18 protein-coding genes are annotated in these 21,786 nt (G+C 67.4%); 9 read left to right on the forward strand and 9 right to left on the reverse strand.

Going from position 1 to position 21,786, the window contains the following annotated elements; translation table 11 throughout:
* Positions 1-57 precede the first annotated feature (57 nt).
* Positions 58-1,155 (reverse strand): class I SAM-dependent methyltransferase, encoded by a 1,098-nt coding sequence (locus F5544_RS20615; protein WP_167474703.1) that lies wholly within the window; start codon positions 1,153-1,155, stop codon positions 58-60.
* Positions 1,156-1,167: 12 nt separating this feature from the next.
* Complete coding sequence (locus F5544_RS20620; protein ID WP_167474704.1) at positions 1,168-2,679, reverse strand: sugar transferase; 1,512 nt, start codon at positions 2,677-2,679, stop codon at positions 1,168-1,170.
* A gap of 481 nt (positions 2,680-3,160) precedes the next feature.
* Here F5544_RS20620 and F5544_RS20625 point away from each other — a divergent pair, with 481 nt between their 5' ends.
* Genes F5544_RS20625 through F5544_RS20640 form a run of 4 tightly spaced genes read left to right on the forward strand, consistent with a single transcriptional unit; the run spans position 3,161 to position 6,900 of the window.
* Complete coding sequence (locus F5544_RS20625) at positions 3,161-4,432, forward strand: class I SAM-dependent methyltransferase (protein WP_167474705.1); 1,272 nt, start codon at positions 3,161-3,163, stop codon at positions 4,430-4,432.
* On the forward strand, positions 4,429-5,205 hold the full coding sequence (locus F5544_RS20630) for a glucose-1-phosphate cytidylyltransferase (RefSeq protein ID WP_167474706.1): 777 nt from the start codon (positions 4,429-4,431) through the stop codon (positions 5,203-5,205). The genes F5544_RS20625 and F5544_RS20630 overlap by 4 nt, the downstream gene beginning before the upstream one ends.
* Entirely contained in the window at positions 5,202-5,852 is a 651-nt protein-coding gene (locus tag F5544_RS20635; protein ID WP_167474707.1) for a PIG-L deacetylase family protein, read from the forward strand. Before F5544_RS20630 ends, F5544_RS20635 begins: the two co-directional genes overlap by 4 nt.
* Position 5,853: 1 nt before the next feature.
* Positions 5,854-6,900 (forward strand): NAD-dependent epimerase/dehydratase family protein, encoded by a 1,047-nt coding sequence (locus F5544_RS20640; RefSeq protein WP_167474708.1) that lies wholly within the window; start codon positions 5,854-5,856, stop codon positions 6,898-6,900.
* Between the two features lie 81 nt (positions 6,901-6,981).
* Here F5544_RS20640 and F5544_RS20645 read toward each other — a convergent pair whose 3' ends face one another.
* Complete coding sequence (locus tag F5544_RS20645) at positions 6,982-7,653, reverse strand: heme oxygenase (biliverdin-producing) (RefSeq protein ID WP_167474709.1); 672 nt, start codon at positions 7,651-7,653, stop codon at positions 6,982-6,984.
* Positions 7,654-7,968: 315 nt separating this feature from the next.
* On the opposite strand from F5544_RS20645, the gene F5544_RS20650 reads away from it, so the two are divergent.
* A complete protein-coding gene (locus F5544_RS20650; RefSeq protein WP_167474710.1) occupies positions 7,969-8,820 on the forward strand; it encodes an LLM class F420-dependent oxidoreductase in 852 nt (283 codons plus the stop codon).
* Between the two features lie 138 nt (positions 8,821-8,958).
* Here the strand turns inward: F5544_RS20650 and F5544_RS20655 are convergent, their stop codons facing one another.
* From F5544_RS20655 to F5544_RS20665, 3 genes are read right to left on the reverse strand one after another with little or no spacing between them, the layout of a single operon-like run.
* A complete protein-coding gene (locus tag F5544_RS20655) occupies positions 8,959-10,593 on the reverse strand; it encodes an ABC transporter permease (RefSeq protein ID WP_167474711.1) in 1,635 nt (544 codons plus the stop codon).
* A complete protein-coding gene (locus F5544_RS20660; RefSeq protein ID WP_167474712.1) occupies positions 10,590-11,531 on the reverse strand; it encodes an ABC transporter ATP-binding protein in 942 nt (313 codons plus the stop codon). The genes F5544_RS20655 and F5544_RS20660 overlap by 4 nt, the downstream gene beginning before the upstream one ends.
* Entirely contained in the window at positions 11,532-12,185 is a 654-nt protein-coding gene (locus F5544_RS20665) for a TetR/AcrR family transcriptional regulator (protein ID WP_167474713.1), read from the reverse strand.
* Between the two features lie 101 nt (positions 12,186-12,286).
* Between F5544_RS20665 and F5544_RS20670 the strand changes: the two genes are divergently transcribed.
* Positions 12,287-14,230 carry an acyl-CoA dehydrogenase gene (locus tag F5544_RS20670; protein WP_167474714.1) on the forward strand — a complete coding sequence of 648 codons (1,944 nt, stop codon included), beginning with the start codon at positions 12,287-12,289 and terminating at the stop codon, positions 14,228-14,230.
* Positions 14,231-14,284: 54 nt separating this feature from the next.
* Here the strand turns inward: F5544_RS20670 and F5544_RS20675 are convergent, their stop codons facing one another.
* A complete protein-coding gene (locus F5544_RS20675; RefSeq protein WP_238847355.1) occupies positions 14,285-14,917 on the reverse strand; it encodes a phosphatase PAP2 family protein in 633 nt (210 codons plus the stop codon).
* A 463-nt stretch (positions 14,918-15,380) separates the two neighbouring features.
* Here F5544_RS20675 and F5544_RS20680 point away from each other — a divergent pair, with 463 nt between their 5' ends.
* Positions 15,381-17,672, forward strand: a complete 2,292-nt coding sequence (locus F5544_RS20680) for a LuxR C-terminal-related transcriptional regulator (RefSeq protein WP_167474715.1) — start codon at positions 15,381-15,383, stop codon at positions 17,670-17,672.
* Here the strand turns inward: F5544_RS20680 and F5544_RS20685 are convergent, their stop codons facing one another.
* Positions 17,673-18,575: a nuclease-related domain-containing protein gene (locus tag F5544_RS20685; protein WP_167474716.1), complete on the reverse strand. Its 903-nt coding sequence runs from the start codon at positions 18,573-18,575 to the stop codon at positions 17,673-17,675.
* A gap of 155 nt (positions 18,576-18,730) precedes the next feature.
* The gene (locus F5544_RS20690; RefSeq protein WP_167474717.1) at positions 18,731-20,443 is read right to left on the reverse strand and encodes a GMC oxidoreductase; all 1,713 of its coding nucleotides are present in this window, start codon (positions 20,441-20,443) and stop codon (positions 18,731-18,733) included.
* Positions 20,444-20,688: 245 nt separating this feature from the next.
* Here F5544_RS20690 and F5544_RS20695 point away from each other — a divergent pair, with 245 nt between their 5' ends.
* Together F5544_RS20695 and gcvH are read left to right on the forward strand one after the other, a co-directional pair.
* Positions 20,689-21,321 (forward strand): CDP-alcohol phosphatidyltransferase family protein, encoded by a 633-nt coding sequence (locus F5544_RS20695; RefSeq protein ID WP_167479359.1) that lies wholly within the window; start codon positions 20,689-20,691, stop codon positions 21,319-21,321.
* Between the two features lie 44 nt (positions 21,322-21,365).
* Entirely contained in the window at positions 21,366-21,764 is a 399-nt protein-coding gene (gene gcvH, locus F5544_RS20700) for a glycine cleavage system protein GcvH (protein ID WP_167474718.1), read from the forward strand.
* Positions 21,765-21,786 lie beyond the last annotated feature (22 nt).

Raw genomic sequence — 21,786 nt, forward strand, 5'->3', positions numbered from 1 at the left:
GTAATGATCGGTTTGCTGGTTAATTCCCGGCCGGTCGGAATGGTGAATCACCCGCAACTACGTTTCTGATTTCGGCCCCGCCGCGTCATCGATCAGCCAGCGGCCGTGTAGCCCCGGAAAGTCCGCGCGCACCTCCTCCAGTAGATCGGGCAAGGTCAACAGGACGAGATCCGGTGTGGCGGCCAGGAGCTCGTCCGGTCCGATGATGGGGATATCGGTGCCCGGCATACGCCGTCCCCGTTTTGCTGGTGCGGCGTCGGCGACCGCCCCGATCAATCCCCGATGAATTCCCGCACGGCTGAATACCGCGACCGCGCGCGAGGCGGCGCCGTACGCGTAAACGCGGTTTCCGCGCGCTTTTTCATATTCCAGGCGCTCGCGCAATGCGGTCGCGTGCATATCGGCGGCGCATTGGAGTTCGCGCGCGGCGGCCGGCTGGGTGAACGGCGCCTCGGCGGCGCGAATCGCGCGGACCGATTCGTCGGATTCGTGTGCGCCGTGCCTGGCGGCGACGAGCACCGTCCCGCCGTACAGATCGAAGGTCCACCCGGTGACGACGGTCATTCCGGCAACCATCAGCAATCGCTGCAGCGCATCCAGCGAATAGTAAGCAAAGTGCCCGTGCCGCAATGCGTTCCACTGCCGTGCCGCGACGATGGTGGCAAACGAGTGGTATTGGATGAGTAGCAGCCCGCCGGGCGCGGTCGCCTCTGCCCGCGCCGCCACCGCCGCGCGCTGGTCAGCGTGGTGCATGAGGCCGAAGCAATCGATGACGACATCCGCATCGCGAGCCGTCGTCGCGAAGCCGCGCCGGGTCAGCAACGGCAGCCAGCTGCCGCCGTGCGGGCTGCCGAACTCGCGCACCGAGCCGCCGCGCAGCAAACCCGAGGCGGCGACCCGGCCCACCGCGTCGGCCGCCTGATCCCGCAGCGCCCGCGGTTCGACCCCGCGCGGCTCACGGGTGACGGTGTCGTCCTCGGCCAGCTGGGCCAGCCCGCATCCGGCACATAGCCGCATCCGCAACGGATGCGCCGTCTCATCGGGGTGAACGGCCGTCGCCGCAGGCGGAAAATGGTCTGCCGCCGGCACTTTCCCGAGATCGAGCACCGTATGCAGTTCGGCGGAGCCGCAGGCGCGGCAGGTCGGCGCGGACACGACGCGGGCCGCTCAGTACGCGCCCTCGCCGCGGGCCACCGCGCCGATGGTCTTGGCGATGAGGAGCAGGTCCAGCACCATCGACCAGTTCTCGACATAGGAGAGATCGAGTCGCACGGAATCTTCCAGCGACAGGTCGGATCGTCCGCTCACCTGCCACAGCCCCGTGACGCCCGGCTTCACCAGCAGTCTGCGCCGCATCTCGCCGTCGTAGCTGGCCACCTCGCGCCGCACCTGCGGGCGCGGGCCGACGACGCTCATCTCACCGCGCAGCACGTTGATGAACTGGGGTAGCTCGTCGAGGCTGAACTTGCGGATGATCCGCCCTACCCGGGTGACCCGCGGGTCATCCTTCACTTTGAAGAAGAGCGGATTGCCGCCGTTGGTCTCGATCAGCGAGTTGATGTAGCGGTCCGCGTCGACGTACATGCTGCGGAACTTGATCATGCGGAACGGCTTGCCGCCCAAGCCGATTCGCTCGGATAGGTAGAACACCGGGCCGGGGCTGGTGAGTTTGACCGCCAGCGCGATGCCCGCGAGGGTGGGTGCGATGGCGAGCAGTACGAGCGCCGCGAAGCAGATGTCGAACAGCGCTTTGCCGGTCGACTTGGCCCGGTCGTACTGCGGTTTCGCGATGTGCAGCATGGGCATTCCGGCGACCACCCGATTGGTGAGCCGGGTGCCCGCGACATCGATGACGCCGGGCGCGACGATCAGTTCGACCCCGAGTGGATCGAGTTCCCATGCCATTCGCCGGAATTCGACGGGACCGAGGTGTTCGGTCGCGGTCACCGCCACGGTGTCGGCCCCGCTGCGGCGTACCGCGTCGAGCACCGAGCGGTCGTCACCGACCACCGAGAAGGTGTGGCCTGAAGCCTGGAATTCGTATTGCGCTGTGCCGCCGGGCGCTTCGGGAATGCAGACGCCGACCACCCGGTAACCGGAGGCGGGATCGCGGGAGAAGGCCGTCGCCATGGCGTGCGCCGCCTCCGGACTGCCGACCACCAGCACCGAGCTGCGGTATTCGCCGCGGCCGCGCCGGGACCGCGCGTGCAGCCGCCAGGCGAAGCGGCTACACATCAGGCCGAGCAGGCCGAGCGGCAGCGCGATCGCCAAATATCCACGGGCGAACTCGATCTGGAAGATCAGCGAGAGGATGGCGATGAGGCCGAACAGTCGCATGGTGGCGGCGACGAGGCGGCGGTATTCCTCGGCCCCCGAGCCGACCACCTGGGGGGAGCGGGTGCTGCCCGCGGCGAGGAAGGCCGACCAGGTGAGCGCGAGCGCGAGCGACACCACCGTGTAGCCGACCTCGTAAGGTAGGTGCCAGGCCAGTGGCGGCGCCGCGGGCCCGCCGAACCTGATCAGCTGTGCGAGCCCGACCGCCAGCGCTATCACGACGAAATCGGTTGCGGCCAAGCGCTTTACATACTCGGTCTGCCATCGTTCCCGCGCGGGACGCGGCAGCACCCGCGGTGGTCGCGCGATATCCAGATCGTCGTTGTCGGCGAGCTCGAAGCTCATTGCACACGCACCTCCCCCTATGGAAAGTGATTCCTCTCCCGATCCCCATCGACCGGACCCGCGGCCTGCGTTCGGCCGCCCGGGGTGCTCGTAGTTTCGGCGGCCAGAACGCGATTGTTACAGAACACAATGGGTTTCACATGCGGAATCGCAAGGTACACAAGGTATTCCATGTGATAACCGATAAAGGGGCGGTCGGTTTTGAACCGGTCTCGCCCCCATTGTCGCGGCGGTGTCGGTCCAGGTCGGCGGGTGCGGCGGCGGGCGATGGCCGATGCGCGCCACCAACGGCATGATTTGCCGCCGAAATGCTACCAACCGGAATTCGTTGAAAGTGGTCCGAAAATGTCTCCCGGGCAGGGGATTTCACCTACCCGACAGGTAGCCGTAGTTGTAACGTCTCACTGGGTCGGGCCGAACTCTCCAGCATCGGCGGGCAATAAGCCGCCGATCGTCTTCACGGCAGAAGGTGGGGCCATTCGTGCGATGTCGACTGTGTGAATCCGAGCGGTTGGCGAGCGTTCTCGATCTCGGTGCGACGCCGCCATGCGAGAAGTTCCTCGGGGCGGACGAGCTGGACCGTCCCGAGACGACTTTTCCGCTGCACTTGCAGGTGTGCCAGGACTGTCTGCTGCTACAGATTCCGGCATTGATCACCCCGGAGGAAACTTTCACCGAATACGCCTATTTCTCGTCGTATTCGGATAGCTGGGTGCGGCATGCGGAAACCTTCGTCGGGCAGGCGGTCCGGCGGCTCGGATTGGACGGTGACTCGTTCGTCGTCGAGGTGGCCAGTAATGACGGCTATCTGCTACGGCATGTGGTCGCGGCCGGAATTCCCTGCCTCGGCATCGAACCTTCGGTGAACGTCGGCGAGGCCGCGCGGGCGGCGGGCGTGCCGACCGAGACCGTCTTCCTCACCGAGGAGACCGCGCGCCGGATCCGCAGCGCGCACGGCGCGGCCGACCTGGTGGTGGCCAACAATGTCTACGCCCACGTACCCGACCTGCGCGGCTTCACCCGCGCGCTGCGCACCCTACTGGCCGATGACGGCTGGCTCTCGATCGAGGTGCATCATGCGCTGAATCTGTTGCGGCTCGGGCAATTCGACACCATCTACCACGAGCACTTCCAGTACTACACGGTGCTGGCCGCGCAACGCGCCTTGGCCACCGCGGGTTTGACGGTCGTCGACGTGGAACAGCTGCCGACACACGGCGGTTCGCTGCGCCTGTGGGCCCGGCCCGATCCGGTGGCGAGCGCGCCGAGCACCCAGGTGTGGGCGGTGCTGGAGTTGGAGGCGCAGGCCGGATTGCACCGCGCCGACGGCTATCTCGAGCTGCGCCCGCGCGCCGAGGCGGTGCGCCACGAACTGCTGCGCTTTCTGCTCGACTGCAAGGCGAAGGGTAAGCGGGTGGTCGGTTACGGCGCGCCGGGCAAGGGCAATACGCTGCTCAACTACTGCGGTATCCGGCCGGATCTGCTCGAATACACGGTCGACCGAAACCCCTATAAACACGGAAAGTTCACACCGGGCGCCAGGATTCCGATCCATCCGGTAGAGCGGATCGATCTGGACCGGCCCGATGTCGTGCTGGTGCTGCCCTGGAATCTGGAGCGGGAGATCACCGCGCAATTGCGGCATATCGGTGAGTGGGGCGCGGAACTGGTGTATCCACTGCCCGCCCTGCATCGCGCCGAATGGCCGGACAACGCGCCGATCGAAATTATCACGGGGAGACACGCACGATGAAAGTTGTCCTGTTCTGCGGCGGTTACGGCATGCGGATGCGCGACGGCACCGACGATATGATTCCGAAACCGATGCAGCTGGTGGGGCCGCGGCCCCTGCTATGGCATGTGATGCGGTATTACGCGCATTACGGTCACAAGGATTTCATCCTATGCCTCGGGCACGGCGCCGAGCACATCAAGAACTTTTTCCTCACCTACGAGGAATCGGTCTCCAACGATTTCGTGATCCGGGACGGCCGGGTCGAATTGTTGCGCACCGATATCAGCGACTGGTCGATCACCTTCGTCGACACCGGCGTGGAATCGCCGATCGGCGAGCGGCTACGCCGGGTGCGCCCGCATCTGGCCGGCCAGCGGTACTTCCTGGCCAACTACGCCGATGTGCTCACCGACGCGCCCCTGGACGAGATGATCGCGAAATTCACCGCCTCCGGTATGGCCGCATCGATGATGGTGGTGCCGCCGCAATCCTCGTTCCACTGCGTGGACCTCACCCCGGCGGGCGAGGTGAAGGAGATCTTACCGGTCGCGCGAATGCCGTTGTGGGAGAACGGCGGATACTTCGTGCTCACCCAGGAGGTATTCGATCTGCTGCCGCCCGGCGGCGATCTGGTCGCCGACGCCTGCGGTGTACTCGCCGGGCAGGGCCGGTTGTTCGGATACCGGCACCTGGGCTTCTGGAAACCCGCGGACACCTTCAAGGAACGCGCCGAACTCGATATGGGCTACCGGACCGGTCAGCGGCCCTGGATGGTTTGGGAGCGGGTGTGATTCGGCTGACCACCGGGCGCGTCACCGAGATCGCCGCGCTCGGCGCGCACTGCGACGATATCGCGATCGGCATGGGCGGCACCCTGCTCACCCTGGCCAGGGCGCATCCGCGGCTGCGGGTTCGGGCGCTGGTGCTGTGCGGCGCGGGCACCGAGCGGGAGAACGAGGAGTGGGCGGCGCTGGAGGCGTTCTGCCCGGGCGCGCACGTCGAACTGACGGTGCTCGACCTGCCGGACGGCCACACCCCGGCGCACTGGGACCGGGTCAAGCGCGCGCTGAATACCTTTCGGCGCCAGACCAATCCGGATCTGGTGTTCATGCCGCAACCCGGTGACGCACACCAGGACCACCGCCTGCTCGCCGAGCTGGTACCCACCGAATTCCGCGATGAGCTCACCCTCGGTTACGAAATACTCAAATGGGAGACCGATACTCCCGCGCCGACCGTATTCCAGCCGCTTCCCGTCGATCTGGCCGAGGAGAAGGCCAGGCTGCTGCTGAAACACTATCCGTCCCAAGCAGATCGGGCGTGGTTCGACGCCCAGTCCTTCCTGGGGCTGTCGCGGCTGCGCGGGGTGCAGTGCCGCGCGCCGCACGCCGAGGCGTTCGTACTCGCCAAGGCCACCGTCGATTTCGGAGGAAAGTGAGATGCGGGTTCTCGTCACCGGACATCAGGGTTATCTAGGCACCGTCATGGTTCCGGTGCTGCGCGCGAGCGGGCACGAGGTGGTCGGCCTGGACAGCGGATTCTTCGCCGAGTGCGTGCTGGGGGCGTTACCTGGTGAGCCGCCGGGGCTCGCGGTCGACCTGCGTGATGTCACCGCCGAACAGCTCACCGGATTCGACGCGGTGGTGCATCTGGCGGCGTTGTCCAACGATCCGCTCGGCGCGCTCGCGCCCGAAATCACGTATGAGATAAACCATCACGCCTCGGTGCGGCTGGCCCGGCTGGCGAAGGCGGCCGGGGTCCGGCGCTTCCTGTACGCCTCGACGTGTTCGGTCTACGGCGCGGCGGGGGATGGGCTGGTCACCGAATCGGCTCCGCTGCGCCCGATCACACCGTACGCCGAGAGCAAGGTCCGGGTGGAGGACGATGTCGCGGCGCTCGCGGATGCCGATTTCTCGCCCGTATTCCTGCGCAACGCAACGGCTTTCGGATTCTCGCCGCGGCTGCGCGCGGATATCGTGCTGAACAACCTGGTCGGTTACGCGGTGCTCACCGGCGAGGTGAAGGTGCTGTCCGACGGCACGCCGTGGCGGCCGCTGGTGCATGCCCGCGATATCGCCGCCGCCTTCGCGGCCTGCCTGTCGGCCCCGGCGGAGGCGATTCACTGCCGCGCCTTCAATATCGGCACCGAGCACAACAATCTCACCGTCGCCCAGATCGCGCTCGCGGTGGTGGACGCGGTGCCCGGCGCCAAATTGGTGATCACCGGCGAAACCGGCGCCGACCCGCGCTCATACCGAGTCGACTTCACTGCTGCCAGAAAGGCTTTGGGCTTCCGCGCGCACTGGACCGTCGCGCAGGGCGCGGCCGAGCTCTACTCGGAATACCGGGCCCGCGGCCTGACCGCCGCCGACTTCTTCCATCGCTTCACCCGGCTGGCGCATCTACAGAGCCTGCGCGACACCGGTGTGCTCGACGCGCGAATGCGCCGGGTCACGGCGGATCCGGCGGTACCGGCCAGGAGTTGACGCGCACGCGAAGCGACTTCGCCCGGGCGGCAATCCGCGGCGTGCGGATGCTCGCCACGGATTGTGCCCGCTGCCATGGGATTACGCCGCGAGCGGCGGGTAAAGCGCTGTGAGTTCCTGGAATACGGCGGCGTTGAACGCGAAGGCGCGCTGCGCCTCCTCGAGTACCCGGCCCTGTTCGGCGGCGTCGAAGCGGAGGTTGTCCAGCGCCTCGCGGTATTCGCGTTTGAAAGCCGCCGGGTTGCCGATATTTTCGAAGACGTAGAAGCGCACACCGTCGCCGCGCTTGGGCAGGTTCCACTGCTTCTCGGCGGAACCGCGGATGATCTGCCCGCCCGACAGATCGCCGAGGTAGCGGGTGTAGTGGTGCGCGATGAACCCGGCGGGCCAGTCGCGGGCGCATTCCTCGATGCGGGCGGCATATGCCGCGGTCGCCGGGAGCGGCGTCAGCTCGGCGCGCCAATCCGGGCCCGCGAGGTGGGCGAGATCGCGCTCGAGCTCCGGGGTGCGGGCGAGTTCGGCGCGGATGAACGGGGCCGCGACGGTGTTCGCCGCGAGGCGCGCGGAGTTCGCCTCGAGCGCGCGGTACACGAACCACAGCTGACCACTGAGCGCGATATAGGCGTCGATGCCCAGCTTCCCGCCGAGCAGATCGCCGACGAAGCTGGAGTTCTCGGCGTCGGAGTGCTGCTGTTCGGTGGCGGTGCGCAGGAGCGTGGAGAACGGAACCGTCTCCGTAAGCGTGTCCGACATTTTCGACTACCACCTCACCTGAATCGCCACTGCTGAATCACCATCGCCACCCGGGCAGCCCGACAACTTTGGCTACCCTAATCAGCTACTGACGACGATACGGTCGCGGTCGGGACCGGGCATCCATCAAAAGGTGTAAAAGCCGGTCCACCCTTCGATCAAAACCGGCTTCTACGTGCGCATTTGGCTTTGTGAGGCCGATCACCGAGTGTGCGGAGGTCCACCGTGTGCGGGCTCGTGCGCCGGAACGCGCCCTTGGTCCCGCCAGGTCGGCCGTGGTAGAACTCGTTCTAATTCTGCCGATGGGAGTGTCCGGTGCGCTACGGAATCGTCTTGTTCACCAGCGATCGGGGCATTACGCCCGCCGATGCGGCGTTGGCCGCCGAACGGGCCGGATTCCACACCTTCTACGTACCCGAACACACCCACATTCCGGTCGTGCGGGCGGCGGCGCACCCGCGCACCGGCGACGCCACCCTGCCCGACGATCGCTACCTGCGCACCCTCGACCCGTGGGTCGCGCTGTCCACCGCCGCCGCGGTCACCGACCGGATCGGCCTGTCCACCGCCGTCGCGCTGCCCGCCGAACACCACCCGATCACGCTGGCGAAGACCATCGCCAGCCTCGATCACCTGTCCGGCGGCCGGGTAAGTCTCGGCGTCGGATTCGGTTGGAACACCGATGAACTCGCCCATCACGGGGTGCCCGCGGGCCGCAAGCGCGCGGTCCTGCGCGAACACCTCGATGCCATGCGGGCCATCTGGACCGACGAACAGGCTTGCTACGCGGGCGAATTCGTGACCTTCGGCAAGAGCTGGTCCTGGCCGAAACCGATCCAGAAGCGGATCCCGGTGCTGCTGGGCTGCGCGGGCACCGAAAAATCCTTCGCCTGGCTGGCCCGCAACGCCGACGGTTGGATCACCACACCCGCCGAAACCGGACTCGATACGAAAACCGAACTGCTGTACCGAGTCTGGCGCGAGCACGGGCGAACGGGCACACCGGAGGTGATCGCGCTGGCCGGACGCCACGATGCGAACCAGCTCGCGCAGTGGGCCGAATGCGGCGTCACCGAAGCGGTTTTCGGACTACCGGACCGCTCACCCGGAGACGTCCAGGGTTATCTGACTCGCCTCGCGGGCAAACTCGGCCTGGACGGCTCGTAGTCCACGCACAGCAGTCGGCTTCCTGCGCAGCGGTTGGCTTTCCACACGGAAGTCGTCTTCACACACAGCAGTCGGCTTCCCGCGCAGACAATTCAGAGATGACTGCCAGCGCGGGAAGCCGAAGCTCCGCAAACACACTCAGCGCAGGTCGCGCCTGCGGAAGGCGACTGCGCCCACCGCGATCAATCCAGCTGCGACAGCCAGCAACCAAAGCTCCGGCGCCGCGGTGAATTCCGCGCCGGGCAACTTCGGCGGATGGTTGTACGGCACCAGATCGGCGGTCCAGTGCGGCAGCCCGTTCACAGCGCCGAGCAACCAGACGATGAGGAGTGTGCTGAAGACGCCCCAGGCGACCGGCGTTAACCGCGGCGCTATTCCGTAGAGCGCCACCGTGATGCCGGTGAGCACCCAGGCGGCGGGCACCTGGACGAGCGCGGCGCCCAGCGTATCGGACAGCTTGCCCGGGACATCATCGGCCGCGATCCCGTAGACGAGTCCGAACACGGTAGCGGCGAGCAGCACCAGGAACGCCGCACCGAGCAATGCGAAACTGATATGGCTCGCGACGTATCGTGGCCTGCTCACCGCGCCGGAGAGGGTGGATTCCACCCGTTGGCTGGCCTCCTCGTCGTGCAAGCGCAGCGTCGCGGAGATCGTGTATGCGCCTGCGGCCATGGCGAGCGTGGTCATGCCGGCGGTGACGAAGGCGTCCTCCAGTGCATGCGTGCCGCCTATCCGCGTGACGACATCGCCTACGTTGGAACCCTTGTTGATCATGTCGCCGATGCTGCGGACGATCCCGCCCATCAGCGCGCCGTACAGCGCGAAGCCGATCGCCCAGACCAGCAGCGTGCCACGCTGCAACCGCCAGGCCAGCCCGGCCGGACCGGACAGCGCCGCTGCCGCCGCCGCTGGACCCGGCCGTTCGGCGACGAGCCCCGCCCCGGTATCGCGCAGGCGCAGCAGCGAATACGCACCGGCCCAAGCGATCACCGTCAGCGCGAGTAGCGGAATCAGCGTCCACCAACGGATTTCGGCCATCGGCCGCATCAGCACACACCAGCCGACCGGTGAGAACCAGGACAGCACACCGTTACCCGCGTCGCCGATGGCCCGCAGTGCGAAGGCCGCGGCCAGCGCGCCGAAGGCCATGCCGCGGGCCACCCGCGCGGTGCTGCCCGCCTGCGCGGCCACCGCGGCCACCCCGCCCCAGAGCAGACCCGATGCCGCCAGCGCCGCGCCGAATGCGAGCGCATGCGCCCCGGACACCTCGGATTTCAGCGTCACCGCGCACACGAGCCCGGTGATCAGGCAGCCCGCACCGGTCAGGATCAGTGCCGCGGTGAGTCCGGCGTAGCGGCCGATGCTGGTCGCGCCGACGAGTTCGGCGCGACCGGTGTCCTCCTCGACCCGGGTGTGCCGGATAACGGTGAGGATGGTCGCGACGGCGATCAACGTGAAGAACGGACCACCTTTCCACAGCGCCACCGCGGGCAGGTCGGTGGCGTAGAGCCGCCCGTACATCATGTGCAACGCCGGACTGTCCTGAATGGTCTTGGCGTACTGGGCGAGTTCGGCGGGTTTCCCGTCGTAGAGCTTCTTGGTGCTGGACAGATACATGATCGGCACCAGCCCGAACAGCAACGACCAGAGCGGCAACACGATTCGATCGCGGCGCAGGTAGAGCCGCAGCAGCCGACCGGTTCCGGCGAAATCGGCGGCCGTGCGCGCGGCGGGCGCGGCATAGTGCCGCCCGGCGACGGCGGTGGTCATGCCCGCACCCCCGTCGCGGAAGCCGCTGCGGCGGAACGGGTTCCGTCACCATCGCGGTCGATGTGGTAGTGCCGCAGGAACAGCTCCTCCAGAGTGGGCGGCGCGCTGGTGAGGCTGCTGACCCCGGCGTCGCCGAGCACCCGGATCAACTGGCCGAGATGTTCGCCGTCCACCTGGCAGCGCACCGTCGAGCCGTCCCGCTCGATATCCTCGACCCCCGGAATGCGCGCGAGATCGCCTGGGTCGCCGATCAATTCGGCGGTGATATTGGTGCGCGAGAGGTGCCGCATATCCGACAGCGACCCGCTCTCGACGGTGCGGCCCTCCCGGATGATGGTCACCCGGTCGCACAGCACCTCCACCTCGGAGAGGATGTGACTGGACAGCAGCACGGTGGTGCCGCGATCCTGCGCCTCCTTCACACATTCCCGGAATACCTGCTCCATCAACGGATCCAGGCCCGAGGTCGGCTCGTCGAGCAGCAGCAGCCGCACGTCGGAGGCCAGCGCGGAGATCAGCGCCACCTTCTGCCGGTTGCCCTTGGAATAGGTGCGCGCCTTCTTGCGCGGATCCAGATCGAATCGTTCGATGAGCTCGGCGCGCCGCCGCGTATTGATGCCGCCGCGCATCCGGGCGAGCAGATCGATCGTCTCGCCGCCGGAAAGCGACGGCCACAGCGTGACATCGCCTGGTACATAAGCCAATTCGTGATGCAGGCCGACCGCGTCGGACCACGGGTCGCGGCCGAGCAGCCGGGCGGTGCCGGAGGTCGCCCGCAGGATGCCGAGCAGGATCCGGATGGTGGTGGACTTACCCGCGCCGTTGGGCCCGAGGAAGCCGTGGATCTCGCCTTCGGACACCGCGAGATTCAACCCGTCGAGTGCCGTCACATGGCCGAAGGTCTTTCGGAGATCCTTGATTTCGATGACGCCGGACATTCACTCCTCCTTGGTGAGTGCGTCGAAAAGCGTTGAGTCGGTGAACATGCCCTGGGTGTACAGCTCCACTGCGGGCATGGTGAGGTCGTCGGTGACGTCGCGAATGGCCTTGCGGAAATCGATCTTTTCGCCGTTCGGGCAATGCAGTTGCATCCAGAGCAGCATCGCGCCGACATTTATCATGGTCAGATATCGTGCGCGCGCGTATTCGTCGCGGCTAGGCCTGATGGTCCCCGCATCGAGACCCATTCGGATGTAGCTCAGCGAATCGTCGACCAGGTGGTCGAAGAACGAGATCGCCGCGGGCCCACCCGCCTGCAGCGCGCGCAGCAGGTAGGCCACCATCGGTCCGTACACCTCTACCTCGGCCATCGAGGAGAGGAGGCCCTTGGTGCGATTGAGCTCGTTCATCGCCTTGAGTTTCTCGTCGCGAATCAGTTGGAGCACTCGCTCGTCGCAGGCGGCCCGCAGGCCGTCCTTGGACCCGAAGTGGTGGTTGACCAATCCGGGCGAGACCTCGGCCGCCTTCGCGATGGCGCGCACGCCGACCTGGAATCCCTGCTCGCCGAAGACCTCGATCGCGGCATCGCGTATGCGCGCCGCGGTATTCAGATCGTCGGCGGATCCTTGCGATAGGGGCTCTCGGTTAAACACACGTTCAGTATATTAAACACCCGTTCAAACGCCAGCAAGAGGGTTGTCCGATTCGTGTCCTGGCGAAGTCGGCCAGATATCTCCCGGCTATGGTCGAGGACATGGCCGAAGACATCGCGACCCGGACATCGACGACGGCAGATCACCTTCGCGCGGCACTCGACGGACCATGGGCGGCGGTCCGCGAGGAGGCCAGGACCCAGCTCGCGGGCGACCGGTTCATCGGCGATCCCTACCTCGACTACCGGGCCGCACGTGCCCGGGTGCTGGAACAGATGCGGGCCGTCGCGACGCTCGGCTACGCCGAACGCGGCTTCCGGCGCGAGCATGGCGGTACCGGCGAACCCGGCGCCGCGGTGGTCGCATTGGAGATGCTGGCCTACTGCGACCTCTCGCTGTGGGTGAAATGCGGTGTGCAATGGGGACTTTTCGGCGGCGCGGTGGAAAATCTCGGCACCGAGCGGCATGCCGATTACGTCAAGCGGCTCATCTCACTCGACCTGCTCGGCTGCTTCGCGATGACCGAATCCGGGCACGGCAGCGATGTGGCGAATCTGGAGACCACCGCCACCTACGACCCGCAGGCCGGGGAGTTCGTCATCCACACGCCGACACCGTCCGCGCGCAAGGATTACATCGGCGGCGCGGCCGAACACGCAAGGATGGCAGCGGTTTTCGCGCAGCTCATCACCCAGGGCGAGCGGCGCGGCGTGCACTGTCTGCTGGTGCCGATCCGCGACGAGCACGGCGCCGACCTGCCCGGCGTCACGACCTCCGACGACGGTCTCAAGGGCGGCCTGCCCGGTGTCGACAACGGGCGCATCGTCTTCGACAACGTCCGGGTGCCGCGGGAGAACCTGCTCAACCGCTACGCCGATGTGGCGCCCGACGGCACGTACAGCTCGGCCATCGAGAACCCGAGCCGCCGATTCTTCACCACCCTGGGCACTTTGGTGCGCGGCCGGGTCAGCGTCGGCGGCGCGGCGGCCGCGGGGGCGCGGGTGGCGCTGAGCATCGCGGTCCGCTACGCGCTGAAGCGCCGCCAGTTCGCCGATCCCGATACCGGGGCCGAGACGCTGCTGCTGGATTACCGCAGTCATCAGCGCAGGTTGTTGCCGCTGGTGGCCAAGTCGTACGCGTACGCCTTCGCGCAGAACGATCTGGTGCGCCGCATGCACCTCGTGCAGACCGGACAGGATCTCGATCCGGGCGCGCAGCGCGCGCTGGAGAAGCGGGCCGCCGGGTTGAAGGCCGCGCAGACACGGCATGCGACCCGGGCCATTCAGGAATGCCGCGAAGCCTGCGGCGGCGCGGGCTATTTGACGGAGAACCGGCTGGTGACGCTGAAGGCCGACACCGATGTGTTCACCACCTTCGAGGGCGACAACGTGGTGCTCACCCAGTTGGTGGCCAAGGAGCTGCTCACCGCGTACTCCGACGAGGTCCGCGATCTCGACGCGCTCGGCTGGGTGCGGTTCGCCGCGACCATGGCCGGTGATGTGGTGCGCAAGCGGTCCGGCGTGCGTCAGCTCATCCAGACCATGCGCGACGGCGCGAAGGACACCGTCGACGAGGGCGATCTGTCCCGCCGGCCGGTGCAGTTGCAGCTGTTCGCCGACCGGGAGGACTACCTGCTGCGCACCGCCGCGCACCGGCTGCGCGCCCGCGCGAAAGACACCGGACCTTTCGAGGCGTTCGACAACGCGCAGGACCACATCCTCGCCGCGGGCGCCGCGCACATCGATCGACTGGTGCTGGAAGCCTTCGTCGAGGGTATCGCCGGCATCGCCGACCCGGCCGCCCGCGACCTCGCCGAAACGGTGTGCGATCTGTTCGTTTACACACTGCTGGAAGAGAATTCGGCCTGGTACATCATGCACCGGTTCATGTCGGTCGAGCGGGCCAAGGCGGTGCGCCGCGGCGTCAACGAACTGGTGGACCGGTTGCGTCCCGACGCGCTGACCCTCGTCGAGGGACTCGGCGTGCCCGAATACATGCTGCGCGCGGCCATGCTCGACGACGCGAGCGTCTACGAGCGCAGCTGAAGCCGCTTCTCCCGACGTGCTGTCGCTCGTCGACGGGAAGACCGTGCCGCGCGGCTACGGTCGCGAGTGAGCAACCCGGCCCTTGTCGACAGCCGTGTGGAGCACCCCGGCCAGCCAGCACAGCGCGGTGGTCAGCGCGATGGCCGCGGCCGCGCCGCCGACGATATCGGTGGGCAGGTGGTATCCGAGCCCGATCATGCCGATAGCGACGAGCGCCAACGCCACCACAGTGAGCCCGAGCGCCGCCAACCCGGCCCGCGCTGAATCCGTCAATAGCACGAATGCCGTTGCGACGGCGACCAATTGGACGGTGTGCCCGCTCGGGTACGCGAGGTAGTCGTGCAGCGGCCGCACCCAGAGCGGTTTGAGCAGGAAGGTATTGATCGCCACGGTCAGCTCCGGCGCGATCAGCATGGTCGCCGCAGCCCACCACCGGCCGCGATAAGCGAACCACGCCGCCGCGGCGACGAGCAGCGGCAGCACGATATAGCCGTCGCTCGGGATCACCAGCGCGTGCAGTACGCCGGGATGCGCGTCGAGCGCCGAGTGCACCGGCTCGGTGACCGCGCGATCGGCCGCGGTCGGGCCGCCGTCGGCGGGGAAGGTGGCCGGTAACGCGACCGTCACCGCGGCGCCGGCCGCGACCGTCCCGGCCGCGACCACCGGGGTCGGCTGTCGCTGTTTCACCGGACGACCATAGCGTTTCCTGTCATGCCCGCAGAATTACGGGCGCGATTACCGAAACCGCGGTCGCCGGACGCGCAGCTCTACCAATTGCTCCGAATATCGCGTCGCCGCAATGCTTTTCTACTCAGATTTCACGAAAGCGCCTGTATGGCAAGTATTTGCTATACCGACGGCCGCCGACTCGAACGAGAAGTGCCTGCGCCGACCGGGAAAACGAGCCTGCATCGATTCCGCTGCCGGGGCCGTGTGGCTTGGTATTGTCGTTCTGGAGCGATCGCGCGGTGAACCGCGCGAATCGAAGGTTCGGCTCGCGCCCGGATGCAGTTGATGCATGGGATGTTTCGCGGCGACCGGGCGCGTGGGTGCAGTGAGAGGGACAGCGATGGTTGATCGGAATTACGGATTGCAGCTGCCCGTGATATCCCGAAATACTCAGCCCGGTAGTGCCGCCCACCATTTGCCCGTGCTCGTCGGACGCGACGGCGAATTGGCCGAGCTGGCCGAACTGCTTGCCGGATCCGGTCCCCGGCTGCTCACCGTGACCGGCACGGCGGGCGTCGGCAAGAGCAGGCTGGCGCGAGCCGCCTTGTGCGGCAAGGAATTCGATGGCGCTCGGAATACTCCCGTCGACCTCGCCGAGTGCGCCGATCGCGCCGCGGCCTGGAATGCGGTGCTCGCGGCGGCGGGCGGCCGCCCACTCGGCATCGTGCGGCCGGTGGCCGGTGTTGACTCGACCCTGGCGCTGCTGGCCGCCCGGCTCCGGGACGCACCGGCAATCCTGTTGCTGGACAACTGCGATCGCCTGATCGAAGCGATCTCGGCCGATGTGGCCGCCCTACTCGACCGCTGCCCGCGCCTGGTGATCGTCGCGACCAGCCGGGCGCCGCTGCACCTGCGCGGGGAACATATAGTCCGGGTGCGGCCGCTGCCCGGCGAAAGCGGCGACGGCGACTACTACCCGGCCGCCTCACCCGCCGCGCGGCTGCTGCTGGACAGCATCGACAGCCACTATCGCGGGCTCGCCGCACTGGCCGACCGTCTGGTGCTCGACGATATCGTCCGCGAATTGGACGGTGTGCCACTGGCTTTGGAGCTCGCCGCGGGCGCGATCGCGCGCCTCGGGCCGGTGCGCACCCTGCACCGCATCAAGGCGGGCGCCGACCTTCAGTCACCCTTTTTCGTCGACGTGCCCGCCCGGCACCGCGGCATGGACGCCGCGGTGGGCTGGGGCGTCAGCGGCCTGGATCCGGACGTTCTCGAACTGCTGCTGCGTCTTTCGCTGTTCGAGGCGCCATTCGATCTCGAGGCGGCCTGCCTGGTGAGCGTCATCGACGAGGAGCGCACCGGCGCGGCCATCGCCGAGCTGGTGGATCGCAGTCTGCTGGAAGACGATTCGGCGGCGCCCGCCACCGCCGCCTATCGCCTCTTCGCCACCGTACGCGCCTGGTGCCGCCGCGTGCTGGCCGCGGAACCCGAACGCGCGGAACGGATTCGGTGGGCACACGTGGACCGCCTCTGCCGGCTGGCCACCGTGCTCGGCCCGGCGCTGCGGCGCGACGGCGAGCGTGCGGGGGCGATGGCGAAGGCGGGCGCACGAATCGCCGACCTGCTCGCGGCGCTGCATCACCTGCTGGAAACCGGCCAGCCCGAGCGCGCCGTCGCGGCCGCCGCCCGGCTGGAACCGGTGTGGGTGGCGCACGGCTATCTGGCCGAGGTGGAATCGCTGCTGGCGCGCACCCTGCGCACGGACGAACTCGGCGGCGCGTCGGCCGCGCTGTGCCGTCAGGTGCTCGGGATCTGGGCGCTGCGCACCGCGCGGCTGCATCGCTCGGTCGAACTGCTCACCGATGCCGTTGCCGGACACCGGAATTCGGGTGACCCGGTAGGCGCGGCCGGATGCGCGGTCGTCCTGGGTACCGCGCTGTGCATGCTCGGCGACGATGACGGCGCGCGCAGGCATCTGCGATCGGCCGCCCTGCGGGCCGACCGGCTGTCCGAGGAACTCGTAGGCTGGCTGGAGGTGGCGCAGGCGATGACGGAGATCCCGCTCCCGGCCCGCCGCGACGGGACCGGATGGGCGACAGTGCGCGACCGGGTGCGCGAATTCGAGCTGCCGATCCGGCTGCCCGCGCTGTACATGCTGGCCCGCACGCAGCTCGGGCCGGAAACCCTCGACCGGGCGCTGCTGCTGTTCCGCGAGGTGCTCGGCGCCGAAGGTATCGAAGCGCATCTGCTGCCCGCGATCAACGCGCTGGAAGGTTGTGCGCTGGCCTATTTCGCCGCCGGCGGCGACTATCGGGAGGTTGCCGCGACGCTGTCCATGGCCGCACGGCACCTGCGCGAGGTGCACGCCATCCCGCCACTGGCCGCCGAGGACTGTTCGATGGCCGAACCGGATTACCGGAATGCCGTGGGGGAGGAGCGTTTCCGTGCGGTCGCCCGGCGCGGCTCGGAAATGGATCTGGCCGCCGCCATCACCTACGCGCGCTCCGCTCCGCTGCTGCGGGCACCCGACGAGTCACCGCTGGCGGCGCTCACCAACCGGCAGCGCGAGATCGCCAGGCTGGTGGCCACCGGGATGACGAACCGGATGATCGCGACCCACCTGCGCATCTCGGAATGGACCGTGGTCAATCATGTGCGCCAGGTGATGTTCAAACTCGACTGCCCGTCCCGCCTGCATGTCGCGCTGCTGGTGGAACGGGAGAGTCAACCGTTCGCCGAAACCGATCCGGCGGCGACGCCGACCGCGTGACTAGCCGGGACCGTACGTCAGCACCAGCGAGATGACGAACCACAGCACCCAGACGAACGCGACGATCATGCCGGTGGCGAGCAGGATGCGCATGAACGCCCGGCCCATATCCATATCGCCGGGCACCCGGGGGTAGAGCTTCCACGGGCTGTACCACGGCGACTCGATACGCAGCCGCGGGCTCACCTGCGCCTCGCGCTCCTTGGCCAGCCGCATCTCCTCGACATACGCCTCGGCCTGCGCCTGGTTCGGGCCGCCGTGCCACAGCGTGATGTCGATCGGGCCGAGGAAGCCCTCGTTGATCAGATCCTGCGGGGCGGGCAGATACGGCAGGATGCCGAGCCCGCGGAAGGCGACGGCGATATCGTTCGCGGTCCACAGGAACTGCTCTTCCTCGGCCAACTGCTCGAAGTACGAGCGCAACCGCGACGGATCGTCGCCGAGCACGACGTCGAAACTCGGGTCGCTCCAGGCCTGTTGGATGGTGAGCTCCGCGCCGCGCAGCGGCACCACCAGCACGATGCCGTGCACCACCCGCTGGCCGAGCCCGCGCGCGGCGAGCCAGTTGTAGAGCGCGTAGGTGTGCTCGCGGGATTTCTCCAGCGGTGTGCGCCGGTCCCGTCCCTCCAGCGCGGCCGGCTCGCCCGAGATGGTCCACGGGCCGTTCAGCGGAATCTCCAGCACGCCGTCCTGCCGCGCGACCAGCGCCTCGGCCTCGATGATCACACAGCTCGACGGCGTCCAGACGATCGCGTCGAACTGGTGCAGCCGATCCTGGTGGAACAGGCTCGCGTTGATGGTGGCGACGCCGTGCGGACTGGACGGATCCTTCCAGGTGCGCAACCAGTCGATCAGCGCCCGCTCGGCGTTGGTCCCTGCGGGGTTCTGCACTCGCACGAGCATTGTGACAGCTTATATGGGAGTCTCGCGTCTCAGCGGTCGAGACTCGCGCCTGCGGCGCATGCGCTTCGACCGCTGAGACGCGAGACGGGCCGCGAACGTCGCTCGTAAGACTCGCTCCCGGGTGGTTCGGTCGGTCGCGATCTTGCGAGGCAGTTTTACTTGGCTGCCAGCGGATCTTCGACGGCCGTCGCCGTATCGACGGGCGTGATCGGCAGTATCAGTGCGCCCGGTGCGGTGTCGGGAACCACTGGCCGGTTCGGCTTCACCGGTGAGATCCGCTGATACCCAGCGCCCAACTCCGGTCGAGGGTCAGCCTCGTTCTTGTTGGGCCAGAACGCCATTGCCCGCTCCGCCTGTGCCGTGATGGTGAGCGAGGGGTTCACGCCGAGGTTGGCCGTCACCGCCGAACCGTCCGCGACGTGCAGCCCCGGATACCCGTAGACCCGCTGATACGGGTTGACGACTCCGGTGTCGGCGCTGTCGCCGATCACGCAGCCGCCGATGTAGTGCGCGGTGGCCGGAATGTTGAACACGTCCATCACCAGCCCGTGCACATCGCCCTTCACCTTGGCGCCGAATCGCCGTCCGACGTCGTGCGCCAACGGAATCCAGGTCGGATTCGGTTCGCCGGTGCCCTGTCTGGTCTTGAGTCGCCCGCGCTTGCGGTAGGAGGTGAGCGAGTTGTCCAGCGACTGCATCACCAGCAGGATCACCGACTTCTCCGAGGCCCGGTGGGCATTGAGGCTGCGCAGGAAGACCAAGGGGTGCAACAGCATTGCCAGCAGGAAGCGCAGGAACCGGTACGCCCCGCCGTCCACGATCGGGGCCGAGAGCGGGAAGAGCGCGTTCTGGCCCGCCCCGTAGTGACAGACCTCGATATGGGTGTCGGACTCGGGATGGATCGACGAGGTGATCGCGATGCCCTCCGCGAAATCCGTACGGGTCCTGCTGACCACGTTCAAGATCGCCTCGGAGTTGCTGCGCGTCAATTCGCCGAGCCTGGGCGACAATTCGGGCAGTACCCGCTCGTCGCGCATCTTGTGCAGCAGCTTCTGGGTGCCGAGCGCGGCCCCGGCGAACACCACCTGTTGCGCGGTGAACGTCTTGCGCTGCTTGCGAATCCAGCGATCCGATCGCTCGGTGTCGATTGCGTAGCCGCCGCCAGACAGCGGCCGCACCGCGACCGCCGTGGTCAGCGGATGCACCTCTGCCCCGGCCTGTTCGGCGAGGTACAGGTAATTGGTCGTGGTGGTGTTCTTCGCGTTGTGCGGGCAGCCGGTGAAGCAGCGCGCGCAGTGCACACAGCCGCGCCTGCGCGGGCCGGCGCCGCCGAAGTACGGATCGTCCACCTCGGCGCCGGGATCGGATTCGTTGAAGAACACGCCGACATTGGTCGGGTGGAAGGTGTCGCCGACGCCGAGATCGTCGGCGATCTCCTTGATGACCTGGTCGGCCGGGGTCATCCGGGGGTTCGGCGCCACGCCGAGCATCCGTTTCGCCTGGTCGTAGTACGGCGCCAGCTCGGACTTCCAGTCGGTGATGTGCGCCCACTGCTTATCGGTGTAGAAGTTCGGCAGCGGTTCGTAGAGGGTGTTGCCGTAGATCAGCGATCCGCCGCCGACGCCCGCGCCGGAGAACACCGCGCACTTGCCGAGCACGCTGATCCGCTGGGGTCCGGTGAGTCCCAGCCGCGGCGCCCAAATCGATTTGCGCACATTCCAATTCGTGCGCGGTATGGCCTCGGCGGGCCAGCGCCTGCCCGCCTCGAGCACGCCGACCCGGTACCCCTTCTCGGTGAGCCGCAGCGCGCTGACGCTGCCGCCGAATCCGGAGCCGATCACCACCACGTCGTAGTCGAATTCGGGCATGCCTTCTCCCTCGGTCCAACGGCTCGCTTCGATTCGGGCCGATTTGGTGAGATGATTTCACACTCATTCTGTCATCTCGCCAAATGCGACAGAATTCATTTCACAACAGGGTCTACGGCGCGCGCCAGCCCTCGGCATGGACGAATTCGGCGAGTTGTTCGACGGCGAAGCGGCGTTTCGGTAGCGGCCCGCCGGGGAGCCGCCGGCCCCGAACACGGAAAAAGGCAGTGCCGCTGTGGCGGGCGATGAGCTGGTGCGGTAAGACCGGGGCTGTGCCGACCGAATCCGGGAGCGTCTTCGCCGACCGCATCCTCACCGTGCCGAACGTGCTGAGCGTGCTGCGGCTGCTCGGCGTGCCGCTTTTCCTGTGGTTGCTGCTGGTCGAGCACGCCGACGGCTGGGCGTTCACGCTGCTGGTGCTCAGCGGCGTCACCGATTTCCTCGACGGCAAGCTGGCGAGGCTGCTCGATCAGTCGTCCCGGCTCGGCGCGCTGCTCGACCCGTTCGTCGACCGGCTGTACCTGGTGACGACGCTGGCGGCGTTCGTCATTCGCGGGCTGCTGCCGTGGTGGGTCGCGGTGATCCTGGTCGGCCGCGACGCGGTGCTCACCCTCACCCTGTCGATCTATCGGCGCCGCGAGCTGTCCCCGCCCGAGGTGATCTACCTCGGCAAGGCGGCGACCTTCGCGCTGATGTCCGCCCTGCCGTGGCTGCTGGCGGGCCAGATGGATTGGGCCGCAGCGGGTTTCGGACGCGCCTTCGGCGGGGCGTTGCTGGTCTGGGGTACCGCGGTGTACGTCTGGACCGGCGCCCTCTATCTGTGGAAGGCGCTGGCGGTCGCGCGAGCGATACCGCCTGTGCCACACCACACCCGGTAATGATTAGAGTTGCGTGCAACGTTCACAACGCGAAAGGACGGCCTGTGACCCAGACCCCCGAGGATCTGCGCTACACCGAGGAACATGAATGGGTGCAGCGGATCGCCCCGAACCGGGTTCGTGTCGGCATCACCGATTACGCCCAGTCCCAGCTCGGTGACGTTGTGTTCGTGCAGCTGCCCGATGTGGACAGGGACGTGAAGGTCGGCGAGAGCATCGCCGAGGTGGAATCCACCAAGAGCGTCTCCGACATCTACGCGCCGTTGACCGCGAAAGTCGTTGCGGTGAACGAGGATCTGACCTCCGGGCCGGAGACGCTGAACACCGATCCGTACCGCGATGGCTGGCTGTTCGAACTCGAGGTGGCGGACGCCGCCGGGCTCGATGCCACACTCGGTGAACTGCTGGATGCGGCAGGTTATCAAGGAGTTATCGGGGGCTGAATCGGCCTTCCCTGTTCTACCT

It is taken from the genome of Nocardia arthritidis, from assembly GCF_011801145.1.
Taxonomy (GTDB): Bacteria; Actinomycetota; Actinomycetes; order Mycobacteriales; family Mycobacteriaceae; genus Nocardia; species Nocardia arthritidis_A.